Genomic DNA, 20,621 nt, shown 5'->3' on the forward strand with positions numbered 1-20,621 from the left:
GCAACAAGCAAAAGCAAACAAGAGAGCGTGTGACCATGGACCTCGGGCTCAAATCCAAAACCGCTGTCGTCACGGGCGCGAGCATCGGCATCGGCCGCGCCATCGCCAAGGGCCTGGCTGCCGAAGGCGTGCGCGTCGTCGGCGTGGCGCGCCGCGCCGACCTGCTCGCCGAGCTGGTGAAGGAAGTCGGTGGCGGATTGATCACACCGCTGGAGCAGGACGTGATGGCCAAGGACGCGGCGGAAACAATCGCCGCCTTCGCGCTGAAGGAGCTCGGCCATGTCGACATCCTCATCAACAATGCCGGCGGCAGCCGTCCCCTTCCCGTCGATGCGCCCGACAGCAAATGGGACGAAGCGATCGCGCTGAACTTCACCAGCTACCGCCGCATCGCGCATGCGCTGCTGCCGCAGATGATCGAACGCAAATGGGGCCGCATCGTCAACATCACCGGCAAGTCCGAGCCCGAAGGCCTCAACGCCGCCTTCGCCGCCAAGGCCGCCGTGCACGCCTGGGCCAAAGGCCTGTCGCGCGAGATCGGCGAGCACGGCATCACCATCAACTGCATCCCGCCCGGCCGCATCATGAGCGAACAGATCCGCCGCAACTATCCGCCGGATTATCGCGAGCGCTTTGCGGAAGAAGAGATCCCGGTCGGCTATTGGGGCGAGCCGGAAGATCTGGCGGCTCTCGCGGTGTTTCTGGCCTCGCCGGTGGCGCGATACATCACGGGCACGGTGATCCCGGTGGATGGGGGGCTGCGGAGGTATCAGTTTTAGGGCGGGGACTGCTGGAGCCGATCCGTCGTCCGCAGGATGGGTCGAGCGAAGCGAACCCCATCGACAGTGCCGTGGGGTGGGCAAAGGCGTGCTCTTTGCACGCCGTGCCCACCATTTTATCCTCGCTGCGAATGGTGGGCACGCTTCGCTTTGCCCACTCTACATACAAGCCTCGCGGCATCCGCATCGTCATAGCGAGCGCAGCGAAGCAATCCAGAGTCTTTCCGCGGAGACAGTCTGGATTGCTTCGCTGCGCTCGCAATGACGGAGTGCATCTGCGATACTCTTGCCGCTAACGAGAAGAGGCGAAGATGCAGCCCGTAGGATAGGAAGAGCGCAGCGAAACCCATCGACAGCATCCGACGTGAAACGTGATCGGTTTCGCAAGTGGTCTACCGCTGCGGCTTACCGCCTATTCGTGGAGCCGCGATTGCCAGTCCGGAGGCACCGCCCCGTCCGGTCCGGGCACCGGCTGATCCAGCGGATGCGCGTGCGGGCCTGGAAGTTTCGGGCCGACGAAAGCCTCTCCGGTGCGATAGTCGTAGAACCATCGTTCGCCCGGCTCGAAGCTCGTGATGACAGGGTGACCTGTCGCCGCGTTGTGCTTCGATGCGTGCTGATTGGGCGACGTGTCGCAGCAACCGATGTGACCGCATTCGACACATCTGCGAAGATGAAACCACCACCCGCCCGCCGCCGCGCATTCCACGCAGCCCGTTCCGCTTGGCTTGGCGGCGAGGTTGATGCCATCCCTCTCAGACGTCATAGGTCAGCTCACTGGAACGACTTGAGGACACCATCGACGCATCGACGCCGCGATCTCCACCCACGATCGCATTTTGCCAGCGTTTTGCCTGACGGGTCAATGTTGCGACATCACGTAACCTCTCGCGGGACAATCAGGGCCGCGCTCACATAAAATTGCTGGCGATCGCGAGACGACAGACATCGCTTCGCGACGAAAAATCGGCACATTCAAATCCCCAACGATCACGGCAGAAGCACCACCGGCCCTGTCACCGCAAATTCGTCACGGGAGACGCGAACATGAGCATGTGGGATCGGACATCGCGAGGGCATCAGCCCTGCCCGAACTGTTGCGGCTCGCTGTCGTCGCGCCGCGGCTTTCTCGCTGGAGCAGGCGCGCTTGGGTTGGCCTCGGCCATCCCGACCGTTGCGGTGCACGGACAGACCAAGCCGGCGCTGATCGATACCCACCTTCATTTCTATCCGCCCGAATATCAAAAGCTCTGGCTCGGCTACGAAGACGCACGCAAGCTGCCGCACTTTCCCGGTCAGGTGGCCTGGACCCGCGAAAAGCTCGTCGAGGACATGGACCGCAATGGCATACGCACGGGCATCCTGTCGGTCGCTTCCACGCCGGGCGTGTGGTTCGACCTTGGACCGGCGGAAGCCGGCCGGCTCGCGCGCGCCTGCAACGAGTATGCGGCGGAGATGATGCGCGATCATCCGGGCCGCTTCGGCCTGTTCGCGACCTTGTCGATGCTGGACATCGATGCCACGCTCAAGGAGATCGAATATGCCTTCGACACGCTGAAGGCCGACGGCATCGGGTTGCAAAGCAGTTACGGCGACAAATGGCTCGGCAACACCGCCTACAAGCCGGTGCTGGAGGAGCTGAACCGTCGCAAGGCGGTCGTTTATGTCCATCCACTGGTCGCGAGTTGCTGTAGTGCACTCAGCGTCGGCACGTTTCCGGCGGTGATCGAAGTCCCGCACGACACCACGCGCACCGTGACGAGCCTCCTGCTCAGCGGCTCATTTGCCCACCACCGCGACATCAAATGGCTGTTCTCGCACGCCGGCGGCACGATCCCGATGATGGCCGGGCGCATCAACTCGTTCTACGGGGCGCGGCCCGACCTCAAGGAGTTTGCGCCGGAGGGGATCGAAGGCGAGCTGGCCCGGCTGCACTACGACACCGCGAATGCGACGTTCGCGCCGTCCATGGCCGCGCTGCTCAAGCTCGTCCCGGCCTCCCAGATCACCTATGGCAGCGACTATCCGTATTTCGGCCTCGGCCAGTTCGCGCAGTTGCAGAAGCTCGGCCTCTCGACGGGGGATCTCGATGCGATCGGCCATCAGAATGCGATACGTCTCGTGCCCCGGCTACAGGCTTAGAGCATCATCGTGAAAAGCGTGGCACGGCTTGCGCCTGCGCGCGGGCCTTGCTCACGGTCGCGGCCACGATGACATCATGCCAGTGTTTTGCCCGACGGGTCAACTTTACGGCGTCTGCGAATGCCGCCGCAACGCGATCCGAAAACCCCTTATCGATCAATGGGCCTTCTACTGTGCATGGGGTTGTTTTCGACGTTTTGGGTCTGGGCCCCCAAAAAATTTGCGAGAGGCCCCTCACTCCGCCTGCAAGATCTCCGCGATCGCGGCCCCCGCCGCGATCGTGCCGAGCCTGCCGCCGACGTCGCGCGTCGCCCTGCCCTCGCCAAGCGCTTTCGCCACCGCCGCTTCGATCGCACGCGCGGCCTCCTCGTAACGCACCGCGCCGCTCTTCTCGCCGTGCCAGCCGAGCAGCAGCGCGGTCGACAGGATCAGCGAGACCGGATTGGCGACGTCCTGCCCTGCGATGTCAGGCGCCGAGCCATGCGCGGCCTGCGCCATCGCATAGCGATCGCCGACATTGAGCGAGCCGCCGAGGCCGAGGCTGCCTGACAGCTCCGCGGTGAGATCGGACAGGATGTCGCCAAACATGTTGGTGGCGACGATGACGTCGAAGCGGTCGGGGTTGCGCACCACATGCGCCATCATCGCATCGACCAGGATGTCGTCGACGTCGAGGCCGGCATAGCCCTTCGCCGCCGCGCGGCAGATGTCGAGGAACATGCCGTCACCGATCTTGAGCACATTGGCCTTGTGCACGATGGTGAGATGCTTGCGCCGCTTCATCGCCAGACGGCAGGCGGCGTGCGCGATGCGCTCGCAGCACAGCCGCGTGATCCGGCGCAGCGAGATCACGACATCTGGCGTGACCAGCATCTCGCCATTGCCCTGCTCCATGTTGCGGTCGGCGTAAAACCCCTCGGTGTTCTCGCGCACCACGACGAGGTCGAATTCGCCAAGCCGGCCGGGCCGCCCCGCATAGGTGCGCGCGGGCCGGACATTGGCATAGAGGTCGAGGCTCTTGCGAAAATGCCTGGACGGATTGATCTCGCCATGCGCCTCGTCCTTGAAGTCGAAGGTCGCGGTCGGGCCCAGGATCAGGCCATCGGCGGCGCGGACGATGTCGAGCAGCTCGGGGCGCACCGTCGTGCCGAACTGTTTCAAGCTGGCATGTCCGACAGCGTGCTCCTCCAGGCGCAGATTGAGCTGGAAGCGCTCGGAGGCCGCGCGCAGCACGCCCGATGTCGCAGCCGTGATCTCCGGTCCGATGCCGTCACCGGGCAGAACGACGAGTTGCATGGTGATCCCCTGATATTGCAGCCGCTGGCGCGATCATACGCCAGAGCCTGGAATCATCGCCTCACCTTCACGCATACACAGCATGCAAGCATATGCCTGTGGAAGCAGGCTTGGCCGTAGTACATGCCGAAAGTCCCCCTATGGCCACGCCGCCGGAGCAACGCGCTAACGCAATGACAATCACGTTACCTGCCGCCGCGCGCGAGCCCGACCATCCCGTTGCCGACGGCCTTCCGGCCACGCAGCGGCGCTGGGCGATCGCTGCCATCTTCACCGCACTGGCGATGGCCTCGCTCGACACCGCGATCGCCAATATCGCGCTGCCTGCCATTGCCGCCGACCTGCATGTCTCGCCGGAGCAGTCGGTCTGGGTCGTCAACGTCTACCAGATCGCGCTGGTGGCGACGCTGCTGCCGCTCGGAGCTCTTGGTGAAATTGTCGGGCATCAGCGCATCTATCTCGGCGGCCTGATCCTGTTCACCATCGCCTCGCTGTTCTGCGCGGTGGCGTGGTCGCTCGACAGTCTGCTGGTCGCGCGCACGCTGCAGGGCCTCGGCGCCAGCGGCATCATGAGCGTCAACACGGCGCTGGTGCGCTTCGTCTATCCCGGCCGGATGCTCGGCCGCGGTTTTGGTCACAACGCGCTTGTGGTCGCGACCGCCTTCACCTTCGGGCCGTCGATCGCCTCCGCCATCCTCGCGCTCGGCCCGTGGCCGTGGCTGTTCGCCGTCAACATCCCGTTCGGCCTCATCGCGATCGGCATCGGCTTTGCGATGCTGCCGAAAACGCCGCGGGCCGACCACGGCTTTGACTTTGTCGGCGCGGCCCTGGCGTCGGCCTGCCTCGGCCTGTTCATCACGGGCATCGGCAGCGCCGCGCATAACCTGTCGCCGGCCGTCGTGGGCGTCGAGCTGGTCACGGCCCTGGTGCTCGGCTTCATCCTGACGCGCCGCCATGCCGACCATCCCGCACCGATGCTGCCGATCGATTTGTTCAGCCGGCCGATGTTCGCGCTGTCCGCGGCGACGGCGCTGTGCTCGTTTGCAGTCCAGGGCCTCGCCTTCGTCTCGCTGCCGTTCTATTTCGAGGACGTGCTGGGACGTTCGCAGGTCGAGACCGGCTTCTTCATGACGCCGTGGCCGCTGGTCGTCGGCATCATGGCGCCGATCGCGGGGCGTCTCTCCGACCGCTACGCCGTGGGCCTGCTCGGCGGCATCGGGCTGGTGCTGCTCGGCCTCGGCATGGCGCTGCTGGCGATGCTGCCGGCCAATCCGGCCATCCCCGACATCATCTGGCGGATGGTGATCTGCGGCATGGGGTTCGGCTTCTTCCAGGCGCCGAACATGAAAGCGGTGATGTCGAGTGCACCGCCCCACCGCAGCGGCAGCGCCTCCGGCATCGTCGCGACCGCGCGCTTGACGGGACAGACGACGGGCGCAGCACTCGCGGCGGCCTGCTTCGCGCTGGCCGGTCACGAGGGTGCGACCGTAGCACTGGCGCTTGGCGCCGGCTTTGCCGCGCTCGGCAGCGTGATGAGCTTCTTGCGGCTGGCGGTGAAGTAAGCTCTCAGGCCAAGTGCCGAGCTGCTGTCGTGTCGATCGTCGCCGCCGGGATGACGATCTCGTCGTCGAGCGCCGCGAGGCGCACGTCGATGGCGTCGATGACCTTGCGCGAGAACGGTCCGAGATGCGCATAGGCGGCGATCATCTGCACGGCAATGCGCGCCGATGACGTGTCGCGCTTGGCGCAGTTCATGAAGGTCTGCCAGAGCGGACGCCCGTTCGGAATGGCGGTGACCACGCGGTGCACGGTCTCCATCGCGCCGACCTTGGCGCGGATGTCGCCCTCGGCCAGCTCATGTCGCTGCCTGGAACGGTCGAGCAGCGTCATCAACTTGTCGACACGGCCCGCATAGGCTGCCGGGCTGTAGACGCGCTCGAGCACCGTCTTGTAGTCCGTCAGGATATCGCGCAGCGGGCGGACCGGATCGAAATTGATTCCGCCGGTGCACTGATCGCCGCCCGTGGTCGACGCCAGATCGTGGTCCGCGTGCAGCCGGCCTTCCTTGGCGAGGCGCCGCGTCAGCTGCGTGTTCGGCAACGCATAGAGCAGGCCGACCATGGCGACGGGGATCGCGGCCTCCTCGATGAAGTCGACCATCGCCTCCGCCATCGAGACCTTCTCGTTGTCGAAGCCGACGATGAAGCCCGCGGTGACGAGCATGCCGGCGGCATAGATCTTGTGGATGCTCTCGGCGATGTTGCGCCGCGTGTTCTGCTTCTTCCGCATCGCGACCAGCGTTGCGGGATCCGGACTTTCGATGCCGACGAAGACAGCGAAAAAATTGGCCGCGCCCATCATGTCCAGCAGCTCCGGATCGTCTGCCAGGTTGACCGAGGCCTCGGTCGACAATTCGAAGGGGTAGCCGTGCGCGCGCTGCCATTCGGCGAGCTGCGGCAGGAACAGGCGGAGCGACTTCTTGTTGCCGATGAAATTGTCGTCGACGAAGTCGAGGTGGCCGCGGTAACCCATCTGGTAGAGCCTGTCGAGTTCGACCAGCATCTGCTCATTCGTCTTGGTGCGCGGCACGCGTCCGTAGAGTTCGATGATGTCGCAGAACTCGCAGGTGAATGGGCAGCCGCGCGAATACTGCACACCGAGATAAAGGTAGTCCTCGAACTTGAGCAGGTCGAAACGCGGCACCGGCGTCCTGGTGACGTCGGCCTGGAATTTCGGCGCGATGAAGACGCCGGATCGTGCCCCGCCCTCCCAGGCCGCGATGAATTCGTCGAGGATACTCTCGGCCTCACCGAGCACCTGGAAGTCGGCCTTCTCGTAGATGTGGGGACTGGAGGTGGGATCGGGACCGCCGACCACCACCGGCTTGCCCACCGCGCGGCATAGCTCGATCAGGCGCAACGTGTCAGCCTGCTGCGGCAGCATGCCGCCGGTGAAGACGACGTCGGCCCAGGCCAGATCGTCGTCACCGAAAGCTTGCGTGTTGCAATCGATCAGCCGGACCGTCCAGTCCTTCGGCAGCATCGCGGCGACGGTGATCAGCCCGAGCGGCGCAGCCGGGCGCCGGACACCCATTAGCTTGCAGGACTCGCCAAAGCTCCAGAACGACTCCGCCGTAAACAGCGGATAGAGCATCAGCACGTTGCAGGGGCTTGCCACGTTCATGGAACTCCTTTTGCTTCGGGCGCAGTGTAGGCAAAGCGCAGCCGTCTTGCACCCCGGCAAAAGGGACAAACTGTCGCCGCAGCGCAATGGTGACCGGCTGGAACCGGCATTTATGAACGAACGTCGCCGCAGGCCGCGGATTGGCGCCCGGAACCCCGGGCTCGCGGCGGAGCGTGCCGCTCAGGCCCGTTCGGTCGCAAGCAGCTTCCGACTGCTCGCCAGGACATCGCTGCACCAGGCGAAGAACGCACCAAGGAACTCGCGGCCGGGCCCGTCAGTGCGGGCGTGCTGCCGCAAGGTGTCGAACCCCTTCTCCATCCGCGAGGCATTGCGCGCGAGCAGCGCGCGGATGTCGCTGCGAACCTGCGGGTCCTCCTCCTGCTCGAGCATGTGCACGTCGAGTTGGGTGACGTGGATGAACGAATACTGCGCGTGCAGCACCGCCGTCATCGGACGCGGCCGGTCGACCACGATCGGGCTGGAATAAAGTTCGTCCTGCGGATTGCTGATGATCCGGATCGCATTCTCGTTGGCAACGCCAAACGCCCTCAGCTTGTGATGCGCCATCTCATGAACGATGGCCTGCGCGGCCGCGAGCGGACAGTTGACCGTGAGGCCGATGACGCCGAACCGCGCATCGACGGAATGGCTGGCCGAGCCGAGGCGACCGGGCCCATCGGTCGGCTGCTCGGTGTCGCGATAGCACTGGATGGTGTGCACGATCTCAGGCCATTGCTTCGCAGCGAGCGGCCAGCGGCAGACATAACGAAGCGCCTGCTCGAGCGCCGGAATGGCTTGCGCGTCGGGAACAAACCGCGGCGCGGGCAGCAATGGATCCTCGGTGCGCAGCGCAACCCTGCCCTCGGCAATGGCCGGCGCACCGTTCACCGGTGGCCGCAGCGGAGGCAGCGGTCGCCACGGCGTCGGCTCGGTTTCGATCAGGCCGAGAGCGACCGCCGTGTCGTAACCATCGGCCTGCGGGCGCGCGGTGCGTTCCCAGTCAATCGACATCGCATCCATGGTGCGTTCTCCTTCGAACCGGTCAGTGCAGACGATCCATCGCCGGCGAGAGGGCCGCTGAGACTCGAGCTGCGCGTCCAGGCAACAGGGCGAGCCCCATCGTTGCAGCATACGTATCCATGTCCTTGAACCGGCGCAGTGAGCGATCGGTGCCGATCACGATCACCGACTTTGCGATCATGCGGATGGCGGCCAGCGCCTCGTGACTGCCAAGCCGCGCCGGATCGACGAAGGCGAGATCGATACCTTCGGGCACGAGACGCGACAGCGCCGCGAGCGCCTCGATGCTGTCCCCGCCGAGCACAGGCGACGACGCGCCGATGCGCTGGCGTGCGGCGTCCGCTGCCACAGCGTCTTGCTCGGTGCCGTACAATCTCAGCTTGGGCCGCGTCTGCGCGATCAGCTCCAGCAACAGGCCATCGCCGCAACCGACATGCACAGCCGATCTCGCACGACGCAGCGCAGCGGTCTGCTCCCAGACAATTGTGCTGAAGCGCGAGCGCATCGCGAAGGGACTGCCAAATCCCGCGGCTTCAAATCCGCTGCCGAGCTCCGCGAGGATGGCGGTGTCATCCGAAGGCTCGACCGCCGCCGCAACTCGTCTCTCCGGGCGCGGCGCTGCTGCGCGGTCACGGGGCGCCATGCCTTCGTCGGACAGCCATACGCAGCGGAAGGCAGCCGACGTGATTTCGGCGATGCCGTTGACCAGCGACGCACCAACCGCCCAGTCCGTGATCTCTTCGAGCCACGCCATCTCTTCGACAAATCCCAGCTTCCGGCCGAGATCGAGAAACACACGCGAACACTCACGCGTGGCGGAACAGCCCGCAGAACACGGTGCGTGCCGCACCGGCCCCAATCCGAGAACCGCGAGCGCGACGTGGGCAGGCATCGCCGCCTTGTCATCGCGCGCGAACAGTCTCGCCAGCGGATCGCTTCCGCCGCGCCCGAGATAGTCTGCCCAGGATTTTGCGCAGCATGCGGGATAGCCGAACCGTATCGCCGTCTTCACCATGTCCTCTGCCGCCGGCTCGGCAAGCGCAACATCGAGCGGCGCAGCGCCGATCAGGAACGCGTAGTCGAGCAGCCGCTTCGGCTCCTCGATCGACGCGTCCTGCGGCCAGTCGGCGGCATAGCCGAGCGACGCCTTGACCGGCTTCGCTTCGAGGCCAATCGCGCGTGCCCGCTCCGTCAAGGCTTCGACGCCATCATAGCCGGTCCAAACCACAGTGGCCGGAAGGCGCTTCAGTCGCACCATCTCCAGTTCGATCGCGAGCGCGACCTCGCCAAGACGCTCCAGTCGCGGCTGCCAGAGCGCGCGCGCCTGCGGTCCGCCAAAGCTGATGCGCTGCCCGGCTGCCTTGGCAAGAACCGGCTCGCGCGGCGCAACCGCTAGAGGAGGACGCGGCCAAGACAACCAGCATGTCGACCAGGCGGACGTCATGGTGCTTCCACCTGCTGAATCAACGAATGCAGAGTCGGATTGTCACCGATCGACCATGCGGCGATCATCTTCGCTTCGATATCCGGTCGACTTTCCGACCGACTGAGCGCGACCTCGCCATTCGCCTGAAGCTCAGTCTCGATGTCCTCGAACAGGCCGAACCACACCGGACAATCGATCGAGCGCATCCGCCAGTCGCCGCCGATCGCGGTGCCCGGACAATTGCCCTTGCAGGCCAGAAAGAACCGGCATCCCTGGCATCCGCCGTCGGCCTGCGGCGTCCGGTAGAGCGAGAGCTGGCGGTCGAAGGCCTCGCGGCCGGCGCGCAAATGGGTCACCCCGTCCTTGTTGGTGCGGCCGCAATTGCCGAGCCGGCCGTCGCTCTCGACGCCGACCACGGCACGGGTCGCATAGGGATCGCAGGCATGGAAAACGCATGAGGTCTGCGCGTCATCGCCCCTGAGCATCGCCGCCATCTCGGCGAAGATGTCGAACTGGACCGACGGCAGCTCCTGTTCGAGCCGGCGCAATCGCCTGAGAGCCGCAAGATTTTCCTGTGCGCTGAGTGACAGGCCCTCACCGGCCTCCGTTTCGTCCTGCTCCAGCAGATGCAGCCGCAGCTTGCGCACACCGAGGCTGCCGAGAAACCTGATCCACTCACAGAGCACACCCAGCCGATCCGGTGCGGCGTTCATTCTATTGAGCGTCACGATCACATTCGGCGGCATGCCCTCTCGGCACAGTGTCTCGATCGCCGCCTCGATCCGCGCGGTCGCACGCCGCGTTGCCGGTAAACTGCCGGCCCAGCGGGCATCGTTGAGCGGCCCCGGGCCGTCGATCGAGATGCCGATGCGAACGCAATATCTCCTGAAGAGCTCGATGTCGCGCTCCTCGATCAATGTGCCGTTGGTCTGCATGCCGACGCCGCCGTGGCGCTCAAGTCCAAGCTGCATCAGGCGCTCGAGATCGGGCCGGCGCGTCAGCATGATCTCGCCGCCGAACAGGCTGAACGGCTCGGCCAATCTGTCCAGTGTCGCCATGATCGCATCGAGATCGTAGCGCGTCGGCACGTTGCCGGCGGTGCGGATGCCCTCCTGATAGCAGTAGCGGCACTTGATGTTGCACTTGTCACCGAGCGGGCGGACTTCGACGGTCATGGCTGCACCCGTTCCAGGCCAGCCGGCTCGTCGCGGACATCCGCCAGGGCCGCGTGAACCGTCGCGCGCTCGCGCGGCAGAACGAAGCCGAGCGGAAACTCGGCGCGGGCGTCGGCGTCAAAGATCTCCCGGCCTGCCTCGGTGACCAGCGAGAGCACCCTGCCGTCGATCTCGATCGCGAACCGTCGCATCACAATCGCATCCATCGCGGCTTCGACCGAGGCGGCGTCGAAGCGACCGACGAGCTGCTCGACGACGTTCGCCCGCGTGCAGGGATTGCGCAGCAGATCGAGCACGGCGATCTCGGCCGGTGTCGGGCAGTAGAATGGTTGAAGCGCACAAGCGCGGGTGTCGCTGACGAGGTGCGCGGTCCCCACGGCCGTCATCGTCAACTGAGGCGCAAAAGGCCCGTCGAACCAGCGCGCGCGCCATCTTGCGCTCGCAGCCTTGAGTGACACCAAATCCTGCTCGCGCGCGGCATCGGGCGCATCGCCCTCAAAGAAGTAAGCGAGGTTGGCGAGATCCTCATCAGGAACGTCATAGATCGCGCCATAGGCCGGCATCGGCGTGACGTTGTGAAAGCCGATCTCGGCGGCGCGTTCGAAATTCGGGCTGAAGCGGTCGAGGCGAATGCGGCCGCAGCCGACCGGCGGCTGAAGATGTTCGAGCAGCGGGACCATTTTGGCAACCGCGTCGTAGGCCTCGCGCGGCTCACCCGGAAATCCATACAGGATCGACCAGACCAGCCCGACGCCGAGCTCGCGGCAATTGCGCAGCAGACGCAGGTTGAGCAAGGCACTCACGCCCTTGCGCATCAGATGCAGCACCGGGTCCGACAGGCTCTCGATGCCGGGCTGCAGCCAGACCGTCCCCGCAAGCGCCAGCTTCTCGAGCTGCGTCTCGTCCATGTTGGCCTTGATCTCGTAGAAGAAGCGAAAGCCATGCGCCGGGCGTTCGGCGAGCTTTCCAAGCACGCCGTCGATGTGGGTCATGCCGAGGATGTTGTCGGTCGCAGCGAACCGGCCGATTCCGAATTGCGCATGCAGCGTCTCGATCTCGCGGAGCACGCGCGGCGCGGACTTGGCGCGAAACGCCATACCCGCCCCGTTCAGGCCGCAGAAGGTGCAGTGATGTTTCTGCCCCCACCAGCACCCCCGCGAGGACTCGAATGGAATAGACGGACGCACACGCGAGGCTTCCGACATCCAGGCCAGCTGCGCGAAATAGTCGGCGTAGTCGGGGATCGGCAGCGCATCCATCGCGGTCGGACCGGATGCGCTACCTGTGGCAGGCTGGTCGCGGGACAGGCATCCCGGCATGCCGTGCGGCTGCTCGCCGCGCAGGATCGCCTCGACGGCCGGGCCGATCACGGTGTCGGCCTCGCCATTGAAGACGTAGTCGATCTGCGAAAAGTTCTTCAGCAGCACCGCGCCCATCGGCCCATGGCAATTGGCGCCGCCGAAGCAGATCACGACGGACGGGTCGCGCGCCTTGACCGCGGCCGCGATCGCCAGCGAAGCGACCGTCTGCTCGAACATCGAGGTGAAGCCGATGATCCTGGGGTTGCGTTCAAGCAGCCGGTCGGCCGCTTCCTCAACGAAGGACGGGATCAGATTGCGGCGGATCTCGTGGAGCTGCGCCAGCCCCTTGCGCTCGATAGCGGCGCCGAGCTCATGGATGTGGCGCTCCGCCTGCGGCCGGCCGGGCCGCGTGCCCAGGCATTCGCCGAACAGCCAGTCGCCGGCCAGAAGATGGCTCGGCAATTTTTCCGCAAGCTGCTCGTTCAGGTCGAGCCCGATGCGGTCGGCGAAGAGCAGATTGAGATAGAGTGACTCGGCCCGAATGCCCCTTTGCCGCAGCAGCGCCTGCAACAGGCCGAGCGCCGCGGACGGGCGCACCACGGACATCACCGGCGCCGAGCAGAAGAGGACATCGGTGCTCATGGCGCGACCGTGATGTCTTGAGGCGCGGCCTGCCCGGCCAGCAGGATCTCGCAGGTCTCGATCTGGCTGCGGCGCACTTCGGCGGCTTCGCGCACGCGCGCCAGCAGTTCCGGCGAGCGGAAGATGCGATCACAGGCGGTACAGATGCCGTCAAAATCCTCCGCGCGCATCGGCGCGGGATCGTTGGCCGTGACAGCGGCGAGAATGGCGACGGGTCCTTCCAGCCTGATCCATCTGTAGAGCGGATCGTCGGCGGCCGCCCGCATCGCGGCTTCAATCCCTTCCTTCTCGATGTGCCCCACCATCAGCGAGTCGTGATGGGGCAGCACACCGCAGCAGGGCCGGATGCCGCCCTCGTGATCGACCGTAACGGTGTGGAGAACGGACTCACAGGGACCGCGATAGGCCGAGGCATGGTGAATGCGCCCGGCCTGCGTGTCCTCGTCCACGCTGTCGCCGCGGCCGGTCGAGTTGGCAACGGTCTCGTAGATGTTGATGCCGGGCTCGTCCTGAAGGCCGAGATCGGCGCGCAGGCTGGCGGCGGTGATCTTCGAGCCGGCTTCAATAACCACCGCGATCCGCAGCAACAGGCCGCACTCACGCGCCGCCGCCACCGCATTGGCGATGAAATTGATCGGCACGAACTCGGCATGAGGGTCATCGTAGGACAGCGTCATCTCGGTGAGTCCGGCAGTCCGCAATCGCCGGACAGAAGCCGTCGCGCGCGCAGGCGACTTGGCCCAGAACGCACTCGTGGTGATGCCGGCACGCAGGCCCAGCGATGCGGCCAGCGCCACGGCGTCACCGACGATGTCCGCATGCAGCATAGGATCGCCGCCGACGAAATGGACGATCTCCATCGACGGAATCTGCGCGGCCTGCTGAATGCAACGATGAACGTCCGCGGCGGACAGATGGCCGCCGTGAAACATGTCAGATGAAAAGCAGCAGTGCGAACATTTGAGCGGGCATTTCAGCGTGACGTTCAAAACAAGATTGGTAGGCGTCACCCGGGCCGCGCGGAAATCAGATAAAAATTGTGCGCCGAACGCCATGGCCGACGACCTCATATCCCGGCTGCCCGGCGAGCCGGTCAGCCGGCCATCATGATCTGCGGATGCCGGATCAGAGGATGTCGATATGGATCGTGCCGGCCTGGACACCGCCGCTACGCGAGGCCAGCTTGCTCCGCAGCATCGAAGCCGTCGTGTCGTCGAGCTGTACGCCGACGCTGCTCAGATAGGAGACCGGATCCTTGCTGACGTCGCTGGCAAGGCCGAGCAGATCGGCGTGAGTGGTGAGTCCGGAAGGTGACTTGGCTTTGAGATCGTTACCCGACGCAAGAACTTTTTCGAGATCAATCGTGACGATGCGACCCATGGCGATTCTCCCTTAGGATGGACTAATAATCCATCAAACCAAAGGTTGTACAATACCTAAGGTTAGTCAAATGAATTCGATGCGACCAAAGGCTGCGGACATGCACCGCCATTCACAACGCGCAACACCGCGCGCCCGGTATTCTTCCCCGCGCATGTCAGCCCCTTTTGACGGCGACCCCGCGGACTATTGATTTGAACAGTTCCAGTTTGCCAGACACATTGTGTCTCTGAGTCCAATCGGTGGATTGGGCCAATCAGGGGACTTGCGATGGCAAACCTAACAATCAACGGAAAAACACTGACGCTCGACGTCGAGCCGGATACCCCGCTGCTCTGGGCGATCCGCGAGAATGCCGGCCTGACCGGCACCAAATATGGCTGCGGCATTGCACAATGCGGCGCCTGCACGGTTCACATGGACGGCGTCGCCACCCGCTCCTGCGGCGTCTCGGTCGCCGAGGCCGAAGGCAAGAAGATCACGACGATCGAGGGACTCGCGTCCGGGAACGCGCTGCACAAGGTGCAGCAGGCCTGGATCGCGAAGGATGTTCCACAATGCGGCTATTGCCAGAGCGGCATGATCATGGCGGTGGCGGCGCTGCTCGCCGAGAAGCCGAAACCGACCGACGCCGATATCGACGAGGCCATCACCAATATCTGCCGCTGCGGCACCTTCCAGCAGGTGCGCGAAGCGATCCACACGATCGCAAGCGCCTAAGGAGCTGCCCCATGAACAAGCACGTCTCTCCCAAGATGAACCGCCGCGCCTTCGTCGTCGGCACCGCCGCGATTGGCGCCGGCCTCGCCATCGGCCTCGATCTGCCCTTGGGCGGCCCCGCCGTGGTCCGCGCGGCCGATGGCTCGCCCGAAGTCAACGCCTGGGTCGTGGTCCGGCCCGATGACACCGTCGTGATCCGCATCGCCCGCTCCGAGATGGGCCAGGGCTCGCTGACCGGCCTCGCCCAACTCGTCGCCGAGGAACTCGAATGCGACTGGTCGAAGGTCACGACTGAATATCCGACCCCCGGCCAGAGCGTCGCCCGCAAGCGCGCCTGGGGCGACTTCTCGACCGGCGGCAGCCGCGGCATCCGCTCCTCGCAGGACTATGTCCGCAAGGGCGGCGCCACCGCGCGCGTGATGCTGATCGAGGCGGCCGCGAACGAGTGGAAGGTGCCGGCCTCCGAATGCGCCGTCGCCAAGGGCGTCATCACCCACAAGGCGTCCGGCAAGACGACGACCTACGGCAAGGTCGCCGAAGCCGCCGCCAAGCTGACGCCGCCGGCCGACGTCAAGCTCAAGGACCCCAAGGACTGGACCATCGCGGGCAAGGGATTGCTGCGGCTCGACACCGCCGACAAGACCACCGGCACGATGATCTACGGCATCGATGTCAAGCTGCCGGGCATGCTGAACGCTGCGATCAAGGACTGCCCGGTGTTCGGCGGCAAGCTGAAGAGCTTTGACGAAGCCAAGATCACCGGCATGAAAGGCGTCAAGAAGGTCGTCAAGGTCGGCGACACCGCGGTTGCAGTCGTTGCCGATACCTGGTGGCACGCCAAGACCGCGCTGGAAGCGCTGCCGATCGTCTGGGACGAGGGCGAGAACGCCAAGGTCTCCAGCGAGTCGATTGCGAAGTGGCTGGCCGAAGGCCTCGACGATTCGCAGCCGGCCTATGTCGGCAACAAGAACGGCGACGTGAAGGCCGCGATTGCCGGCGCCGCCAAGAAGGTCGAGGCCGTCTACAGCTACCCCTACCAGAACCACGCCACGATGGAGCCGATGAACGCCACCGCGCTCTACACCGCCGACAAATGCGAGGTCTGGTGCGGCACGCAGAACGGCGAAGCCGTCTTCGCGGCAGTGCTGGAGGCCTCAGGCCTACCGGCAGAGAAGTGCGACATGTACAAGGTGATGCCCGGCGGCGGCTTCGGCCGGCGCGGCCAGACCGACTATGTCCGCCAGGCCGTCATGATCGCCAAGCAGATGCCGGGCACGCCGATCAAGCTATTGTGGTCGCGCGAAGAGGACATGGCGCACGGCCGGTATCACCCGATCACCCAGTGCAAGATGACCGGCGCGTTCGACGCCAACAACAATCTGGTCGCGTTGCATTACCGCCTGTCCGGACAATCGATCCTGTTCTCGCTGCGCCCCGAAGCGCTGCAGAACGGCATGGATCCGGCGGCGTTCCAGGGCGTCGCCCAGTCCGGCGAAGCCGCGATTGGGTATTCGGTGCCGAACCTGCTGGTCGAGCATGCGATGCGCAACCCGCACGTCCCGCCCGGCTTCTGGCGCGGCGTCAACGTCAATCACAACGCGATCTACATGGAATGCTTCATGGACGAGCTCGCCCATGCCGCAGGCCAGGACCCGCTCGAGTTCCGCCGCAAGCTGATGGGCAACCATCCCAAGCATCTGGCGGTGCTCAATGCCGTGGCCGAGAAAATCGGCTGGGACAAGCCGGCGCCGCAGGGTGTCTATCGCGGCATCGCGCAGGTGATGGGCTATGGCAGCTACGTTGCCGGCGCCGCCGAGATCTCGGTGACCGACGGCAGCAAGATCAAGGTGCACCGCATCGTTGCCTCCACCGACCCCGGCTACGTCGTCAATCCGGCGCAGGTGGAGCGGCAGATCGCGGGCTCCTTCGTCTATGGGCTGTCCGCACTGTTCTATGGCGGCTGCACCGTCAAGGACGGCAAGATCGAGCAAAGCAACTTCGACACCTACAACTCGATGCGCATCAACGAAATGCCGAAGGTGGAAGCGGTGATGGTGCCGAGCGGCGGGTTCTGGGGCGGCGTCGGCGAGCCGACCATCGGCGTCGCGGCGCCGGCGGTGCTCAACGCCTACTTCGCAGCGACGGGCAAGCGCATTCGCTCGGTGCCGCTGCGCGACCAGAACATCACCTTCGCGTAAAGAGACGCACCGCGGCGGCCACGACGGCCGCCGCGGTGCTTTGCCTGGATGATCCTGATGACCATGCGCCCGGTGACACGGCGGAACGCCCTGCTCGGCATCACCGCGGCAGCCGCAACGCTGGCGCGACCGTCGATCCTGCGCGCGCAATCGGCAGGCCGTGTCGTCGTGGTCGGCGGCGGTTTTGGCGGCGCGGCCAGTGCCCGCGCGCTGAAGCGCGCGCAGGGAGACTTGCAGGTCATCCTGATCGAGCCCAATGCGGTCTTCACCTCATGTCCCTTCAGCAACGAGGTGATCGCGGGCCTGCGCGACATCGACGCACAGCAGTTCGACTACGACAAGCTCGCCGCCGACGGCGTCACAATGATTGGCCAGGCCGTGACCACGATCGAGCCGGACCGACGCAGCGTCGTGACGACCGATGGCGTCGCGCTGCCCTATGACCGTCTCGTCCTCTCCCCCGGCATCGACTTCCATTTCGAAGCCCTGCCCGGCTATGACGACGCCGCGTCAGGAAAAATGCCGCATGCCTGGAAGGCAGGCGCACAAACGCTGCTGCTGCGCCGGCAGTTGGAGGCGATGGACGACGGCGGCACGGTCGCCATCGCGATCCCGGCCAATCCCTCGCGCTGTCCGCCGGCGCCTTACGAGCGCGCCAGCCTGATTGCGCATTATCTGAAGACGAAGAAGCCGCGCTCGAAAGTGCTGATCCTCGATGCCAAGGACAGTTTCTCGCAGCAACGGCTGTTCGAGAAGGCGTGGAAGGAACTCTATGGCGACATGATCGAACGCATTGGTCTGTCGCAAGGCGGCCGCGTCACCTCGGTCGATCCTTCAACAAGGACCATTGTCACCGAATTCGGCAACTACACCCCTGAGGTCGCCAACGTCATCCCACCGCAGCGCGCCGGCCGCATCGCCGAGATCGCAGGCGCAACGGATGCGACCGGCTGGTGCCCGATCGATCCGGTGACTTTCGAGTCCAAACTCGTCCCGAACATCCACGTCATCGGCGATGCCTGCCTCGGCGGCGGCATTCCCAAATCGGCCTCGGCCGCGAGCACACAAGGCAAGGCCTGCGCCACAGCGATCGTCAACCTGCTCGCTGGCCGCGCGCCGGAAACACCGCGGCTGACCGGCGTCTGCTACAACACCGTCGCGCCCGGCTACGGCTTCTCGCTCGCCGGCAACTATCAGCCGAAAGGCGACATCTTCGCGGAGGTCGAGGGCGGCGCGACCAGCCCGGTCGATGCCCCGCGCGAGCTGCGCGCCCGCGAGGCGGCCGACGCCGAGCGCTGGTTTCAAACCATCACGGCGGACACCTTTGGCTAAGGCAGCCGTCCATATCGCGGCGCTGATCGCCGCAAGTGTTGCCTGCGCTGCCAACGCGGACGAGCTCGTGCCCTACAAGATCGCCGGCGACGGCATCGCAGAATCGCTCACCGGCGCGCCCGGCGATGCCGCGCGCGGTCGCGCGCTGGTGCTGGCGCGCACCACGACCTGCATCCTCTGCCATTCCGGACCATTTCCGGAAACGCGGTTCCAGGGCGACCTCGCGCCTGACCTCACCGGCGCCGGGAACCGCTGGACGGCAGGCCAGTTGCGGCTTCGGCTGGTCGATGCGTCGCGCTTCAACCCGGAGACCATCATGCCGTCTTATTATCGCAATGACGGATTCGTGCGTGTCGGGCGCAATTTTGCCGGCAAGCCGATATTGTCGGCCGCGGAAATCGAGGACGTCGTGGCTTTTCTTGCTACGCTTCGGGACTAGGACCGTTCATGCCAACCACGCGACGACAGTTTTTGAGCCTTGCCGGAAGCGCGACGGTCGCCGGAACGATCCCGATCGTCACGCTGCGGCCGCTGGAAGCGACGCCCGCCATGCTCAACAGCGCCATCCGCAACGTCGTCGGCGAAGCCCAGATTCGCACCGGCAGGGTCAAGCTCGACATTCCGCCGCTGGTCGAGAACGGCAACACCGTGCCGATGACGGTAAGCGTCGCGAGCCCGATGACCGCTGACGACTACGTCAAGAGCATCCACGTCTTCAACGAGAAGAACCCGCAGCCCAACATCGGCAACTTCTATCTCAACCCCTCCTCCGGCCGCGCCCAGGTCTCGACCAGGATCCGGCTTGCCGACACCCAGAAGGTGGTGGCAATCGCCCGCCTGTCCGACGATACCTTCTGGCAGATCACCGCCGAAATCGTCGTGACGCTGGCCGCCTGCACCGAGGAGATGAACTGATGGCCGCGCTCATCAACGTTCCCGCGAAGGCAAGGCGTGGCGACATCATCGAGATCCGCACGCTGACCTCGCACATCATGGAAACTGGCTTCCGCCACACCGCCGATGGCCAGCTCGTGCCGCGGGACATCATCACGAGTTTTGCCTGCCGCTATAACGGCACAGAGGTCTTTCGCGCCGATCTGTTTCCGGCGATCGCCGCGAACCCGTATTTGTCGTTCTTCACGATCGCGAAGGAGAGCGGCAAGTTCGAGTTCGAATGGATCGGTGACAACGGCTATTCGTCCACCGCCTCGGCGTCGATCACAGTCGAATGAGATTTTGGCGCGCGACAATGGTGGCGGCACTTGTCGCGGCAGCGCCTGTCCTACTCGCCGGCGAGATCCCGCCCGATGCGCGCCGGTCCGGCTACTCGTTCATGGGGCCGGACACGCGCGCCATGCAGGATGACGACACGTCCAATCCGGGCATGCTGTTCGTGCTCGACGGTGAGGCCCTGTGGATGAAGAAGGCAGGCACCGCCGGGAAAGCCTGCGCCGATTGCCACGGTGATGCGCGCGGCAGCATGAAGGGCGTCGCGGCGCGCTATCCCGCCTTCGACAAGGCGCTGGCCCGTCCCATCACTCTCGATCAACGCATCAATCTCTGCCGCGCCGATCAGCAGCAGGCAACCCCACTCCCCTATGAGAGCCGCGACCTGCTGGCACTCTCCGCCTTCGTCGCCCACCAGTCGCGCGGCGTCGCGATCACGGCCGGCGATGATCCGCGATTGAAACCCTACGTCGAACGGGGCCGCGACCTCTTCATGCAGCGCGAGGGTCAGCTCAACCTGGCCTGCACCAATTGCCACGACGACAATTTCGACAAGCGCCTTGCCGGCGCGCCCATTACGCAAGCACAGCCGACCGGCTATCCGCTGTATCGGCTGGAATGGCAGACATTGGGGTCGCTGGAGCGGCGCTTGCGCAGCTGCATGAGCGGCGTTCGCGCCCAGGCCTATGATTACGGTGCACCGGAGCTCGTCGCGCTCGAGCTCTATCTGATGTCGCGGGCGCGCGGCCTGCCGATGGAAACGCCGGCGGTTCGCCCCTGACCCGAGAATAGGACTAGGC

19 protein-coding genes are annotated in these 20,621 nt (G+C 65.2%); 10 read left to right on the forward strand and 9 right to left on the reverse strand.

Translation table 11 applies throughout. The annotated features are described in order from the left end of the window. Positions 1-35 precede the first annotated feature (35 nt). Complete coding sequence (locus tag AC1RR3_RS06615; RefSeq protein WP_492821421.1) at positions 36-779, forward strand: SDR family NAD(P)-dependent oxidoreductase; 744 nt, start codon at positions 36-38, stop codon at positions 777-779. Positions 780-1,191: 412 nt separating this feature from the next. On the opposite strand, the gene AC1RR3_RS06620 is transcribed toward AC1RR3_RS06615, so the two are convergent. After that, positions 1,192-1,545 carry a UBP-type zinc finger domain-containing protein gene (locus tag AC1RR3_RS06620; protein WP_492820586.1) on the reverse strand — a complete coding sequence of 118 codons (354 nt, stop codon included), beginning with the start codon at positions 1,543-1,545 and terminating at the stop codon, positions 1,192-1,194. A 281-nt stretch (positions 1,546-1,826) separates the two neighbouring features. Between AC1RR3_RS06620 and AC1RR3_RS06625 the strand changes: the two genes are divergently transcribed. After that, positions 1,827-2,921 (forward strand): amidohydrolase family protein, encoded by a 1,095-nt coding sequence (locus AC1RR3_RS06625; RefSeq protein ID WP_492820588.1) that lies wholly within the window; start codon positions 1,827-1,829, stop codon positions 2,919-2,921. 234 nt (positions 2,922-3,155) lie between these two features. On the opposite strand, the gene AC1RR3_RS06630 is transcribed toward AC1RR3_RS06625, so the two are convergent. Then, on the reverse strand, positions 3,156-4,217 hold the full coding sequence (locus AC1RR3_RS06630) for an isocitrate/isopropylmalate dehydrogenase family protein (RefSeq protein WP_492820590.1): 1,062 nt from the start codon (positions 4,215-4,217) through the stop codon (positions 3,156-3,158). 173 nt (positions 4,218-4,390) lie between these two features. Between AC1RR3_RS06630 and AC1RR3_RS06635 the strand changes: the two genes are divergently transcribed. Next, a complete protein-coding gene (locus AC1RR3_RS06635) occupies positions 4,391-5,779 on the forward strand; it encodes an MFS transporter (RefSeq protein WP_492820592.1) in 1,389 nt (462 codons plus the stop codon). Positions 5,780-5,783: 4 nt separating this feature from the next. Here the strand turns inward: AC1RR3_RS06635 and AC1RR3_RS06640 are convergent, their stop codons facing one another. The 7 genes from AC1RR3_RS06640 to AC1RR3_RS06670 all read right to left on the reverse strand — a co-directional run bounded on the left by AC1RR3_RS06640 (position 5,784) and on the right by AC1RR3_RS06670 (position 14,344). Next, the gene (locus AC1RR3_RS06640; protein ID WP_492820594.1) at positions 5,784-7,400 is read right to left on the reverse strand and encodes a B12-binding domain-containing radical SAM protein; all 1,617 of its coding nucleotides are present in this window, start codon (positions 7,398-7,400) and stop codon (positions 5,784-5,786) included. A 180-nt stretch (positions 7,401-7,580) separates the two neighbouring features. Beyond that, a complete protein-coding gene (locus AC1RR3_RS06645; RefSeq protein ID WP_492820596.1) occupies positions 7,581-8,420 on the reverse strand; it encodes an aKG-HExxH-type peptide beta-hydroxylase in 840 nt (279 codons plus the stop codon). 22 nt (positions 8,421-8,442) lie between these two features. Beyond that, complete coding sequence (locus tag AC1RR3_RS06650; protein ID WP_492820598.1) at positions 8,443-9,864, reverse strand: class I SAM-dependent methyltransferase; 1,422 nt, start codon at positions 9,862-9,864, stop codon at positions 8,443-8,445. After that, positions 9,861-11,021, reverse strand: coding sequence for a radical SAM protein (locus AC1RR3_RS06655; protein WP_492820600.1), 1,161 nt, complete (start codon positions 11,019-11,021; stop codon positions 9,861-9,863). The genes AC1RR3_RS06650 and AC1RR3_RS06655 overlap by 4 nt, the downstream gene beginning before the upstream one ends. Next, entirely contained in the window at positions 11,018-12,964 is a 1,947-nt protein-coding gene (locus AC1RR3_RS06660; RefSeq protein ID WP_492820602.1) for a RiPP maturation radical SAM C-methyltransferase, read from the reverse strand. The genes AC1RR3_RS06655 and AC1RR3_RS06660 overlap by 4 nt, the downstream gene beginning before the upstream one ends. Continuing rightward, a complete protein-coding gene (locus AC1RR3_RS06665; RefSeq protein WP_492820604.1) occupies positions 12,961-14,034 on the reverse strand; it encodes a radical SAM protein in 1,074 nt (357 codons plus the stop codon). The genes AC1RR3_RS06660 and AC1RR3_RS06665 overlap by 4 nt, the downstream gene beginning before the upstream one ends. Before the next feature lie 55 nt (positions 14,035-14,089). After that, entirely contained in the window at positions 14,090-14,344 is a 255-nt protein-coding gene (locus AC1RR3_RS06670; protein ID WP_492820606.1) for a hypothetical protein, read from the reverse strand. Between the two features lie 270 nt (positions 14,345-14,614). Between AC1RR3_RS06670 and AC1RR3_RS06675 the strand changes: the two genes are divergently transcribed. Genes AC1RR3_RS06675 through soxA form a run of 7 tightly spaced genes read left to right on the forward strand, consistent with a single transcriptional unit; the run spans position 14,615 to position 20,602 of the window. Then, positions 14,615-15,064 (forward strand): (2Fe-2S)-binding protein, encoded by a 450-nt coding sequence (locus AC1RR3_RS06675; protein WP_492820608.1) that lies wholly within the window; start codon positions 14,615-14,617, stop codon positions 15,062-15,064. An 11-nt stretch (positions 15,065-15,075) separates the two neighbouring features. Continuing rightward, positions 15,076-17,262 (forward strand): xanthine dehydrogenase family protein molybdopterin-binding subunit, encoded by a 2,187-nt coding sequence (locus AC1RR3_RS06680; RefSeq protein ID WP_492820610.1) that lies wholly within the window; start codon positions 15,076-15,078, stop codon positions 17,260-17,262. A gap of 48 nt (positions 17,263-17,310) precedes the next feature. Then, complete coding sequence (locus AC1RR3_RS06685; RefSeq protein WP_492820612.1) at positions 17,311-18,594, forward strand: FCSD flavin-binding domain-containing protein; 1,284 nt, start codon at positions 17,311-17,313, stop codon at positions 18,592-18,594. Next, entirely contained in the window at positions 18,587-19,033 is a 447-nt protein-coding gene (soxX, locus tag AC1RR3_RS06690; RefSeq protein WP_492820614.1) for a sulfur oxidation c-type cytochrome SoxX, read from the forward strand. Before AC1RR3_RS06685 ends, soxX begins: the two co-directional genes overlap by 8 nt. A gap of 8 nt (positions 19,034-19,041) precedes the next feature. After that, positions 19,042-19,509 carry a SoxY-related AACIE arm protein gene (locus AC1RR3_RS06695; protein WP_492820616.1) on the forward strand — a complete coding sequence of 156 codons (468 nt, stop codon included), beginning with the start codon at positions 19,042-19,044 and terminating at the stop codon, positions 19,507-19,509. Beyond that, entirely contained in the window at positions 19,509-19,826 is a 318-nt protein-coding gene (gene soxZ / locus AC1RR3_RS06700) for a thiosulfate oxidation carrier complex protein SoxZ (RefSeq protein ID WP_492820618.1), read from the forward strand. Before AC1RR3_RS06695 ends, soxZ begins: the two co-directional genes overlap by 1 nt. After that, entirely contained in the window at positions 19,823-20,602 is a 780-nt protein-coding gene (gene soxA, locus AC1RR3_RS06705) for a sulfur oxidation c-type cytochrome SoxA (RefSeq protein WP_492820620.1), read from the forward strand. The genes soxZ and soxA overlap by 4 nt, the downstream gene beginning before the upstream one ends. Positions 20,603-20,621 lie beyond the last annotated feature (19 nt).

The sequence above is a fragment of the Bradyrhizobium sp. GW821-FHT13H05 genome (genome assembly GCF_058804065.1).